The organism is Bradyrhizobium sp. CCGB12, assembly GCF_024199845.1.
In the GTDB taxonomy this organism is placed as follows: Bacteria; Pseudomonadota; Alphaproteobacteria; order Rhizobiales; family Xanthobacteraceae; genus Bradyrhizobium.
This window is the reverse complement of the sequence record NZ_JANADO010000001.1, coordinates 7,570,684-7,583,119: the sequence shown is the minus strand read 5'-3', so window position 1 is coordinate 7,583,119 and position 12,436 is coordinate 7,570,684. Positions and strand designations below refer to the sequence as shown.

At 58.2% G+C, this 12,436-nt stretch carries 6 protein-coding genes; all 6 read right to left on the bottom strand.

All coding sequences use genetic code 11. The features are described from left to right. Positions 1-5 precede the first annotated feature (5 nt). The 6 genes from NLM27_RS34685 to NLM27_RS34660 all read right to left on the bottom strand — a co-directional run bounded on the left by NLM27_RS34685 (position 6) and on the right by NLM27_RS34660 (position 12,330). Entirely contained in the window at positions 6-1,295 is a 1,290-nt protein-coding gene (locus tag NLM27_RS34685; protein WP_254147545.1) for a hypothetical protein, read from the bottom strand. A gap of 198 nt (positions 1,296-1,493) precedes the next feature. Next, on the bottom strand, positions 1,494-2,720 hold the full coding sequence (locus NLM27_RS34680; protein WP_254147544.1) for a hypothetical protein: 1,227 nt from the start codon (positions 2,718-2,720) through the stop codon (positions 1,494-1,496). A 121-nt stretch (positions 2,721-2,841) separates the two neighbouring features. Further along, complete coding sequence (locus NLM27_RS34675; protein WP_254147543.1) at positions 2,842-6,174, bottom strand: exodeoxyribonuclease V subunit beta; 3,333 nt, start codon at positions 6,172-6,174, stop codon at positions 2,842-2,844. Then, complete coding sequence (locus NLM27_RS34670; protein WP_254147542.1) at positions 6,171-8,735, bottom strand: PD-(D/E)XK nuclease family protein; 2,565 nt, start codon at positions 8,733-8,735, stop codon at positions 6,171-6,173. Before NLM27_RS34670 ends, NLM27_RS34675 begins: the two co-directional genes overlap by 4 nt. Before the next feature lie 468 nt (positions 8,736-9,203). Beyond that, positions 9,204-10,115 carry a hypothetical protein gene (locus NLM27_RS34665; RefSeq protein ID WP_254147541.1) on the bottom strand — a complete coding sequence of 304 codons (912 nt, stop codon included), beginning with the start codon at positions 10,113-10,115 and terminating at the stop codon, positions 9,204-9,206. A gap of 94 nt (positions 10,116-10,209) precedes the next feature. Next, positions 10,210-12,330: an AAA family ATPase gene (locus tag NLM27_RS34660; protein ID WP_254147540.1), complete on the bottom strand. Its 2,121-nt coding sequence runs from the start codon at positions 12,328-12,330 to the stop codon at positions 10,210-10,212. Positions 12,331-12,436 lie beyond the last annotated feature (106 nt).

Here is a 12,436-nt window from a genome sequence, read left to right as displayed (position 1 = left end):
ATCACCTACGACGAAAGGACTTGATTTAGATTGCCCTTCAGATCTGCGTTCAGCAGATGAAGATTGGGCAGCCGGAAGGAAATGCCGTCGGGCCACCTGATCGACGCACCTAACGTCTCAATTGGCCCTTCGGACGTGGTCTCGTCCGTATCGTCGACCGTTCTAGCTGCGGCACGACCCACAAATGCCGGCCCCGGTACGATTTGGGTACCACGCAGGCGAAGCACACGATCATCTCGCTCGACAAGCGAAGCCACGACCGCGGCCTTCTTGACCGACCCGCTACATTGCGCGCAAAAGACGCTAGCCTGGCCTTCAGGTGAAGGATCGAAGCCTGAGCTAAGGAAAGCGTCCGCGCTGCGTTGCAACGTTTCGATAGCTGTCTCGGCTATCCGGGGTACATGATACGCAATGTCAAGCACTCGGTCGCTTAGCCCACCGATCGTCTCCTCAATTGTGTCTAGAACGGAGATTGCGTTAGTTCGCGCAACGAAGAACTCAGATCCGACCTTTAGATCGCGCCAATGCCCTTCATCGATCCATTCCGGTTTCTTATCCCATCGAATTGCGGTGCTCGGGCCACCGTCAGGGTGACTCAGCGTATTCATCCAAAGTAATAGATTTTGGCGTCGTCCGGACGAATCAGACGCAACGACGCGTTCTTTGATAATCTCTCGCGCGGCCGCATTTAGCGCTCCGTTTGAAGCCAGCGCGTTACGCGATTCAGTTGTGCTCACACAAGTTGCGTCGCCGTCGATCCATCGGAGCAAATTGCTCCGAACAGGACGTCGGTTTGGCGAAAACCCTTCAAATGCGACATCAAGCAGTCGCAGCGCCTCGTCCGTGCATTGATATGAGTTGAATCGTTCTTTGGAGGAGCGGACCAGGTCGAGCGCCAACAAGCATTGCCCGGTTGCCATCCTCATGGGTTGCGTGACGTAGGCGCCTGGACGAATGAGACTGCGAAATGAGACATCCGCCCGCCCCTGCAATTTGCGGCGACCTCGCACGCGCGGATCGACGGCCTCAGAGTTCTGCAATGCGGACCAGCATCCAAGTGCTTCAACGGCGTTGGCAACCTGAATATTACTGACCTTATGCCCTCGCGCTCTTGCTTCGGTCGCGAGATCAATGCCGAGCAGGGCGAGAACTATCTGTCTGCCGAACCAAACGCCTCCCATTCCAGGGACGGCTAGATCATTAAAGCTTCGAACGACCGAACCGAGACCTAGGGTGCGCGTCCGGCGGGTCGTCGACAACATGTCTGGCCCAAGAATGCCCCAACTTAACTCCATCCCACCTTCCGTATTTTCTGTTTATGGCATTTCCAGTCGGTTGACCGTCATTGCGCGAAACGAACGAACTCGCTCTCCGATTGATATCACGCCCATGCACCTAAGCCGCTACACTGATCGATTCACGACTAATCGGTCATGGACAATCGACCTACTCACATCTTCTCATCTTGTGAGAGCTCACCTGGCGGCTGGCTGCTATGACTCTGTCGTCGTATCTAACGCATCCTTGATGTAGCGCGACATCGCGTTCAACCACGCTTCTTCGTGAGCAGGAAGAAAGTCCATGAGCCGGGGCATTTTGCCAGCGGCTGTTCGCGCGGCCGACTCCGTCCCGTCTTTCATGTCGCGAACTAGACCGCCGATTTCTTTGGCGAGCGCCTCGTTATAACTGCGACCAAGCTTCGTACGGTCCCACCATGAAGCTGGGGAAGTTTCGACAAAGCCGTCCTTGTCGATCGTACCAAGATTTAAGGGATTCCCCTCCGGAAATGGATGCTTCAGGTTCAGAGCCCTTTGCCAGTCGGCTGTCACGCCAAGGCTCTCGGCCCTTGATAGAAACGACTTCAGGACAGCCGCGGATCCTGGATCTCTTCGATCCAAACGCTCAAAGAACTCATCTTCACCCATGCTGATCGATCGCGGCTTCTGAGTGAGCGGCGAAACCGGGCTGGGACTATTAATAATAATCTGCTGCCCTCCAGCCTGACCATCCAAGATCTGTACAACTCCCCGTTCGATGAGAGCCGTTTTGGCGAGAACGGACGGCACAACGATTCGAAGCGATTTGTCTGTTGATTCGAAGAGGCCCATTTCGACCAGCGCAAACGTAAATCTATCTCCTGCGTGCGTCTGGAGAAGCTCAGCCAATAATTCAAGATCTTCTCTGATACCATCACCAACGACAGCGATGATTGCTCGTCCCCTTCGAAGGTTTCGCGTTACTGCATCGATAAAGTCGGCCTCGCCGATCTCCCCCTTCTCGGCTTTTACTAGATCAAATAGAGAATCAACCTGGTTAGGTAAATTCTCGCGGGCCTGCATTACGGCGGCTTCAAACTCCAGGTAGTTCATCCGGAAGATCGCTGCTGCGTACTCAATTGCCTGTGCAACGACGGCCCGGCGCGCTTCGGGATTTCGCCAAAGCTTTGCCTCGACGAAAAACAGCCCACCTTCCGCAGTGACAAAGACATTGTCGAGTGCACCAGAACGATTTGGTCCGAAGGCAAGCGGAAGCTCTTGACAAATTGAAACGAGATCGCCGAAGCCCGGCTCAATTTGCTCAGTCGGGAGCAGCTTTGGATTTTGGAATAGGAGACGCTGAAGCCATGCTTCGTCATAGTCGCTCCCCGCTAGATCCATCCTGCTTAATGCAGATGCTTGGCCACTCATGACCATCAATGGCGTTCCGTCACGGCGACGCATCCCTCCCCCCTTAAGCTCGATAGGATCAATTTCACCGCATGTTAGGCGCGGATTTTATGCAAGGACTCCCGTCGGAGAGATAGCATTACTGGATCTAACCGACGCGTCGTCATTGCCAACTTCACGCGGCGACTTCAATTACTTGTCCCGTTGTCATCAAGACCACAAGCGCCCTCTTGGCTTTGGTTTGCCTGCGATAGTCTCGTATCTGTTGACGGTAATGATCGAGTGTTGCCATATCAGGTGCCACATCGCTTTTCCAATCGATCACAACGTCAATGGCGCCGGTCTTGTCGACTGCAACAGCGTCGACCAGACCTGAAATGAGCGTTTCACCGTCCCCGGTGCTCGAGCATCCAAACACCGGGAATTCTGGGACCAGCCGACCCCTCAGTTCTTTAATCTCCGACAGCGCGAGCGTCCTCATCACTGTGTTGGATAATTCGGCAGCCGAGATGCCGTCCTTAGGACCTTGCGCAGCCTCATAGCCTGCCTGCTTCAGGAGGTCGCAAGCCCGCGTTTCCAGCTGCTCAAACGTGCCGTTCGTCTCTCCCGTCAGTATTTCCTCGATAAGCTTATGCAGGATGACGCCTCGGGTTGAACTACCTACAACAACGGACGGTGGGACTTCGACAGCTTCGCTCGTCGCCGCGGCCTCAACAGCGCTGGATTCTTGGAGATCAAGCTCCGCGCGGCTTGGACGTCGCCATGTCACGGCTTTTCTGTTGGCTACAATCACCGCGGCCTCGGCGGCAAATATCTCGCGGGTTTGCAGGTTCTCCCCGGACGTCGCCGGCGCTCCACCGGGTGCTCCATAGCCAGACGCGTTCAAGGCAGGCAAATTCTCCAATCCTAAGTCAACAATGCGGATCCAGCTTTCATCCGATATTTTCGCAGAATGCCGCGGTAGGACCAGGAGATCGCGAGCTCGCGTCGTTGCGACGTACCAGAGCCGTACCCGCTCCCTCGTCGACTCGACGACGTTCTTCGATTTAATACGATCGTAATCGGGAGGATCGTTGCCTAGCACGGGGATAGAAAAAAGATTGCTCGATCTGTCGTGCGCCAAGCCACTCTCCGATTGCGGCCTGCCCGTCACGTTCAGAGAGATCACGACGGACCATTCCAGACCTTTGGCGGAATGCACCGTGATTAAGGAAACGGACTGCTCTTCAGCATCGGGCCGACCTTCAACCTGGCGAACGGTTTCCTCCCAGTTCGCCCTCATGTCCCTCGCGAAAGCACGCAGCCCGCGCACATCGTATGCTCGAGCTAATTCGAGAAACAGGTCCACGTTTGCCACTGCCCGCTCGGTACCCTCCCTGAACCGCTGACGTAGCTGGGGTCGAATGTGCAAAGCGGCGACTGCGTCGGAAAGGAGCGCATATGGGGTCGTCTTGCGCCCCTGGCTACGGAGGAACGCGAGGATGCGTATGGCGTTGCTAGCGGTCACGTTGGCTATGTGATCCGGATTGGTCCGGAGCGACAGCATCGGCAACCGCTCGGGCTGATCCGGATTGATCGGCAAGTGCTCGACGATGTCCAGAAGTTCGGTCTCAGTCAGACCGACGATCGGACCTCGTAGGAAAGCCCCCAGAGCCAAGCTGTCTCTCGGATCGGCCAAGGCGCAGGTAAGCGCGACGAGGTCTTGGATTTCCTGGCGCCCGAAGAAGCCTTTGCCTGCCTGGGTCGATACCGGGATGCCAAGATCCTCGAGAGCTTCCTCGAACCTCCACAACTCGGTGCCGACAGGTGCCAGTAGAGCGATGTCGCCGAAGCGACACTTCCTGAGTTCGTTCGTGTGGTGATCTCGCACCAGGAGATTTCCAGCCAAACGGCTGCAGAGGTTCGCCACCGCCAGCGCTTCTGCATCTCTGATCGCGTCGGCGCTCGGCTTCTCTTCATCCACCATGATGTCGAGCGCTACCACGGCTGGATCGGCGCCGGCGGGATCGACCGGAGACAATTCCGAAAAGCCGGGCTGGCCGGCGCTCTCGGACAGTACCTGTTGGAACTGCTTGTTCACGAAACCGAGGATGGGTTCGACAGAGCGGAAGTTTGCGGTGATCTTCAGAAGCGCATCCGGGGCGATCGCCGCTCGCGCGGCGATGTACGCATTCACGTCTGCTCCACGAAAGCGATAGATGGCTTGTTTCGGATCGCCGACGAGAAACAGGGCACCGGGACGCAGCGGACGAGACAGCGGCTCCCCGTCGCTGTCATCGCCGCACAGCAACCACAGTATCTCGGTCTGAAGTGGATCGGTGTCTTGAAACTCGTCGACCAGGACATGGCGGAAACGGTTGGAAAGAGCTTTTCGCACATCCGCGTTGTTGGCGAGAAGGTCTCTGGCCTTATAGAGAAGATCGTCGAAATCCAGCAACGCGGCCGCCCTCTTGTAGGCGCGCCAGTCCTCCCGCAACCGTGCAATATCGCTGCAAAGCCGCAGAAGAAGTTCTTGCGAAACCGCTCCCATTAGGGTCGAAATCGCCGCATGGCAGGCATCGTATCGAAGCACCAAAGCTTCCGATGCGATCTTCCCGGCTGTCTTCGGTCGGCCGGCCTTAGCTGCGGCCTCCTGCCACTTCGTGGAGGCGCGAAGCTGTCGTCGCTTTCCGTCCTGAGTGAAGCACGTCTCATGCCTGTGAAAACCGAGAGCAGCGACCAATGCTGCGTTGCTTGGATTCGGCACTGAGAGCCCATGCCCCTGAAGTGTCTTGACGATCTCTCCGAGCACCTTGCAGCATTCCGAAGTCTGCTGTTCCAGAAAGTCGTACCCGGCCAGATCCTGTTGAAACTGAGCCACGGCCGCCGTCAGGTCGGCCAATCCATGGTGCGACCAACCAATCTGCGCGCAAGTGGCATCACGGTTCTTCCGGAGAAATTGAGCGAGCTCGGCAACGAACTTCAATCCACGGTCTACATCGGAAAGCACGATTTGAGCGACTAGACCGTCGTCATGGTCACCCGACAGCTGCGACCGGAGCCAGGCATCGTAACGCTCCTGGAAAGCAAGCTCGGCTTCCGCGGGATCCACAATGTCGGCGCCTGGATCGATATTGGCCTCGGCGGGATAAGGTTTGATCAGCGCCTGTGCGAAACCGTGGATCGTGCCACACATCAATTGGTCAAATGCGCTAAGTGCCTTCGAGAGATTTCCCCTCTGGGCGGCATTCACACCTTCAGGAAATGCTTGAAGCAGATCCTTCGGCACTTCGCCAAGCGACAGTTCGGTGATGAACCGCTCTATACGTTGGCGAAGCTCGCTTGCGGCGAACTCTGTGAATGTAATGGCCGCGATATGCTTAGGCTCCGTGCCTCTCGACAAGAGCACCGCGACGCGTCCCGCCATCAGGGAAGTCTTACCGGAACCTGCTCCTGCCTCGACTAGCAGCGTGCGATCCACGGCGGTCAGCGCAGTTCTCCGCGCCTCAATATCGGGAAGCAAGATCATGGCTCGCTCCAGACGTTAGCGGCTTGTCCGAGGCGCACTTGGGCGAGCGGCATCTTTCGCGGCAGATATCCGGCGCTGGCAGGAAGCGCCAGAGCAAGATCGTTGTAGGCATCGTTCGCATCGGTGCCGAGCGCTGCGAAACCGGACATCACCATGTCATGCGCGAGCGCTGCGGCTGCGGCCACTTTCCTCAGAGCTGCATCGACATCATCCAGCGGGAATAGCCCCTCGCCCTCCGGCGCCTTCGGAAACAGAAGTGCCGCCTCGATGGATATGCCGCTTCCGATAAGCTCCTTCCCGGCAAAGGCGTAGAGGCACCTTTGCAACTCGCTGCCGCCTTTGATGATCGTCTCCGGCATCTTCTTGCTCGCCTTGCCGGTTTTGTAGTCGATCACGCGCGCTTTTGATCGGTCTTCGGAGAGATCGAGCCGATCTATCAGGCCCTCGATCTTGAGTTTAGTACCCGGAATTTTCACCGGCGTATCGCGCTTCCACGGGAGCTCCCGTGCGACGCCGTCATCAACATCGGATCTTCCGAACGGGATCTCTGTCCAAGTCTGCTGTCCGGGCAGTTGAGGAAGTGGGTAGGAAAGCGCCGCCAGCGAAACCGCGCGCGCTTTATCGATGGCATCCCGCCAGATCACGTTGGGGGGAATCGGCAACTCGCTTTCCCAGTCCGAGGCGGCGGCGACGAGCGCGGTATCAATCGCGGCGCTTAACGCCGCCCGGCCTGCGCCCGCCAATCCGCCAGAGGCTTCCAATTGATTGACGGCACCGCGGAGCGAAGCGTGCACGAGATTACCGAAATGAAGCGGGCTGAACGATGTAGGTTCTTCCGCATCTTCCGGAGCTTTCCAGCCAAGCGCGTACCGCCAGACGAAACGCATCGGATCGCGCAGGAGCAACTTCAAAGACGTGGCCGACAGTGGCCGTTCGAACAGTTTCCGCAACCGCTCGTGTCCTGCCGCGATCAAACCGTCATGTGGAGTGATGTCATCGCGGTACCAATCCCGCCAACAGCCGAGACCGGACACGGCGACCGGCATGGCGGCGAATTCTTGAGCCCGCGCAAGCAGACGGTCCGCCTCGCTGAAAGCATGCTCGGGGGTGCGGGCACGGTCGAGATGGAGGACTTTCGATGCGGAGATCAGCGGTGACCGTCCCAGCAATCGGCCTCCGGCGTCGCGTCGGCTGAACGACGTCATTACATTCGAGGCACTGGAGACGATCGTGTCAAAATCTCGCTTGTCACCGTCGGCGATAGGAAGCGGATCTAGTTCTTCGATCGACAGGACGTGATCGGGAATAAGCCGGTCTTCCGATATGCGGCGGGGCCAACTTCCGGCGTTCATACCCAGGAGCCAAACGTTCGGTCGTGGCGAAGACGCAAGGGCGATGGCCGAGGTCCACAGGACGCTCGATGCAGGTTCGACACCGTCGTCCACTCGCAACCGGCCCAATGTTACGGGAAGTGCTGCTGCGGGCCCATCCATAAGCGCCCTTCTCCACAGCGCACGCTGGGTGCCGGCGAGCAACGTCTCTCCTACGTCGTCGACCCGGTCCGCCCCGCCAACAAGCAGGCGCAGCGCGTCCACCAATTCCGCGGAACGATCCTGCCCATCGGGCCAGTCCGACGGATGGACGCGTTTGAATGCCCCTTCCCATCTCGCCAATGTTGTTAGCGGAGCATCGGAAGGAACGAGCCCAACCCACTTCCGAAACAGAGCGTGCAGCGCGGGCGCGCCCCCGGCCAGCGAAAGGTATCTTTTCAATCGTTCTTGGGAGATGCCCTTTAACAGAATCTCCGCGAGCGCGGCGACAGCCTGTCCATCGGACACCGTCACGGCTTTAACGCCATGTACGAAGTGAATCGGAAGAGCACTGTCGGCCGCTTGCGCGAGTACGTGATCATCGTACTCGCCCGGGCTGGAAGCTACGATGGCGATGTCCGAAGCAGGCGTTCCGCCTGCCAGCAACGAGCGTATCCACCGGAACGCCTCGATAACTTCGTGCTGCTGGTTCGCACAAGAACGCACAGCAAACGCGGTGCCCGATGCTTTGGTCGCTTCCACCACCACTTTTGTTACGACTAACCATGGCGGCGCGCGTCGCGCGCCCGCCATCCACTTCACCGAAACGACTTCAGCAAGCCGCGCAAGGAAGGGACGCCAACACGGGGACATCTCGCTATGGCCATGAATCTCCACAGGACCGATCAAGGTCTTCGCGAGCTCAAGGCGCAGCGACGCCAGTTCGACCAGCTCCGAGGGCCTCCTCATCGAGGCGGGCAGGCGGCCCACGATCTCCTCCTCCAGACGGGCCAATGCAGCTAGGCGGGGATGACCAGACTCGGCGAGCCGAACACCAGCGCGCCAGACTTTGTCGAGCGTGCCGGCGACCGCGCTCGGCATGCCCGGAAGGTCCTTGATTGGCTCGAGCTCTCCCATGTCGACCGCGGAAAGCGCCTCGCGCGCTGTCTGGACCAGGACATCCGAATCAACCGGCCGCAGCAAACCACCTGCCAAGCGGGCGACCAACTGTCCCATGGTCAGAACTTGCACGCCATTTTCGCTTCGTCGGGCGAATTGGACGCGCAACATGTGACCTGCCAAGTTCGTATGCACGACTACGCTTCGCCGCAACGCAGGCATTGTCTCGCCCCCCGACCGCAAGCCAAGACTTGCAGCATGTCCGAAGCCCACTGGCTCCGGTTAACCCCCCTTGTCTTTACAAAGGACGGCGCGAATCATCACTACCAATTCGTCTATTACCGTCGAGCGACGCTAGCTTGCTTAGATGCAGACCGAACACATCGGTCGGCCAACGCAGTGACTACGCACCGTTTCCAACCACCTTGTCCAAGCAGCGAGGCCCACGATTCGCAAATCAAACGTTATGGAAGAAATCGGCCATAGGCCGAGTTGACCTGATTCAAGCGCACATTGGAGCACAGCTGCTCCGCTCCAAGTCTGTTTATTGCCCAAGCCGGATGCGGATCTCTCGCCAGTGCCACGAGTTGCCGTGTGCCATTATGCCGGAGGCAAAGATGCAATGCGGTTACGAAAGTCACGCAGGTATTCCCTGGCGATCGCTGAATGGGGCGCAGTGGGCGCTGCAAGCGATTGCATCTGATCAAGTATTCGACGCTGGAGCCGGTCTAGACGATCCGCGGCGTCAGTGAGTTCCTGACGCGCAACTGTGACATTGACCGCCGCGAGGTCGCGCGAGACCTCGCTAACATCCAGAAGCACACTTTCGAGAAAGCGGAGCTGCTGCAGCAGCCGTGCACGCTCCTGAACGAGACGAAGCCGGTTAAGGCCATAGACCTGAATTGAAACTGCCCCGCGCACACTCACTCCGGCAGCAGAAGCATGGTTACCGATAGTCGCAGCATCTTCGACTACTGCTGGCAAAATCAAAGGTCCTGCCGCTGCGCCGCCTGATCGCGCTGGATAGACCAGCCCTGCAGCGCGGTCTCCCCCCAGCCAAAAGGAGAGATGTTCGTCGGGGTCATCGCGCGTGGGATCCAAGAGTAGCGCCCGCTCACTAGCGAGGTCATCCAGCTCTTCCGTGGCGCGCGTGCCCAGCACGGGGAAGCTGTCCTGTTTGCCAGTCAGCATCCCTGCGTGGAGTACCGATAGATCACCAGTGATGGTGGGGACAGCTTGCTTGCGTCTCCGATTGCAGTCCAGACAACTCGGAAGAAGATTGGTCCACTCGGACGCCAACCACCAGTAGCCTGGATGGGCATGTTCATCTTTGACCCGTCCTTTCGGCCGGTAGTGTTCCACATCAACTGGAGCTTGGGACGCATAGAGCGATTCGCAGTAGGCACATTTGCCGTGGAAGAGCTCTTCGAGACGCTTCTTCACACCTTCTGCTTTGTAGGCCTGGAATGGAAATGCCTTCCGCTTCATGCCCGGAGGAAGAACTTCCACCATGTGAGCGCGCACTCGCTCAAGCTCCGTGCCCTTTTTACTTCGTGCGGCGAGAGCGGCAGGCGGTGGTTTATTTCCCCTAAAGACCCCCCGCACGTCAGTACGCCTCCAGAGCTTTCACAATAAGCTCTCGTGTGTCGCCTCTGAGGGTCTCGAGCTGGAGGGCTCGTAGTCCGCGCCTTTTCTGGATGTAAGCGAACACAGCTTCCTCGATCAGACGCTGCACTTCTGAGGAACCCAGCGATAGTGCATCCACGACCTCTTTGCGAAGGTCACTGAGCGTCGTCTCTTCGGATACGTCCAGCACTTCCCCTCGAGCCTCCCGTGCGATTAGATCTCCTAGCTTTGCGAGATGGAATTCAGCTGCGGGAGAGTCCGTGCTGAACATCGAAAAGAAGTCTGATGTCAAAAGCTGTTCCACGGTCAAGTTCTCGACGTTTGGAAGCGCGAACACAGCTTCGACAAAGACGGGTAGATCGTCTTGACTTTCCTTGCCTGCCTTTATGGCGCGATTAAGTACGACGACCTCCTGGTCATGCATCCCACGCAGACAGAGCGGGTCATGGGTAGTCGCAATGATCGTGGCCTTAGGGAGCACTCTCCTCAACGCAGCCATTATTTGCATCTTCCACCGTGGGTGGAGATGGGCCTCAACTTCATCAATCAGTAGGACAGCCTCGAGTTCTCCGAAACTCTTGCGTTGCGACGCGGGCTGCAGTGCTATCAATCCCGCCAGTACGTCGCATACCATCGCCAAGACGGAACGAAAACCTGAGGAAACAACCCTAAGTGGTGTGTTAATCAACCGCTCCTCTGGTCCCTCTCCAACCTTGGTTACGATCAGGCATCGGCGATTGGCGGTGTCGCGGGTCACTACCTCAAGGTCCCCCTCGATCATCAAAATGCGCTGGAGCGCACGTACCACCATCGCGAAATGATCGTCGGGCAGTTTGAGGAGCCACTCTTCGGGGTTCGCAAGCAGCGTCTCTGACTTAAACAGCGTGGCGATGTGCCCTTTCGGCGGCCGGCTTGGTGATCGACCTGCGTATTGCCTGAACGCGCCGTAGGCGAAGACCGGCGGCAGATTGTCGGTGGCGCCTGCCTCGTCGAAACGTTCGGAGACAGTCAAGGTGAGCTCGCCACCCCCCTCAAAATTGAGACGTACGTTCGCCGCTGGTGGTGAAGGCAGATTGTCGGCTCCCATCAGAGTAGGATCGAGAACAAAACTTGCTGGCGAGCGCGCGACGATGTTCCGGGTACGCTCATCCGTGAGGGCAAGCGCTACGGCTTCTAAAATCGAGCTCTTGCCAGCGGCATTCTCGCCGAGAATAAGTAGGGCTGACGCCTCTGCTTCCCGCCCCACACGCGTGTCTGGCGATATTGCGGGCGGGAGTATCAGCTCAAGGTTCTCAAGAGCCTTGAAGTTGGTGACATGAACGCCGATCAGGCGCCGAGGCTCGCCTCGACTTTCCGGACGGGCGATAGTGGCTCGCTCCACTGGGTTGCGGACGTCCTCCAGCCCAGCCCGGATAGCTTGTTGTCCGATGGGAGTACTCCAGATACGGACGATGGTACTGGCTATTTGGTCTGCGCGGAAACGAAACGTCTGATCGAGTCGACGCCCTATTCTGTCGAGCAGCCGGCGGAGTAGAAGGCTCCAGCCTCCCCCATACTCGAGAGATTGGAAGTCGAAGACGTTCGGAGGAATCCCGCGCTCTAGTTCGCTCAAGAGCAATTGAACATGGGAATCGAATGCGGCTGCGCGGGAAGCGACAAGGTCTTGGCGATCGAGGTTGAATACGGCAATCGTTTGGGCACCTACCCTGGAAAAAGCTTGAATTCCACCAGAAAGATTAAAACTTAGGTGGCTGGCAATGCTGCGATCTTCGCAAGGATCCAGCAACTGCCGCCGGTCGCGATGGTGCCATCGCCACAAGCCATAGTTCTCGTTCGTAAACGCCTCCAGTTCCGCAGTAGTCGGCAGCGGGCCTCGGTCTAGTTTGTCCACGGGGAACTGGTTACCTGCCGCCTTCGCGCACGCGCTGCAAACCGCGTAGACGTTCCCCCAGTCTGTTCGGAGCCATGCGTAGTAGAGGTGCGCAAATTCCGATTTCGCCAACGGCTCAGCTTCCTCTGCTGGCCTGAAGAGACGGGCGTTTAGAGGCGCGCGGCTCTCGCAGAAGGCGCATTTGCCCTTGAAGAGTTTATCGAGCGCCAACAGGGTCTCGTCCTGGGCCAGCTCGAAGCGTCGGGAGGACGGCGTGGTCTGCGAGAGGCGCTCTGGGCTCTCTCGCATGTAGCGAAGGAAGTCACTTCGTTCAGCC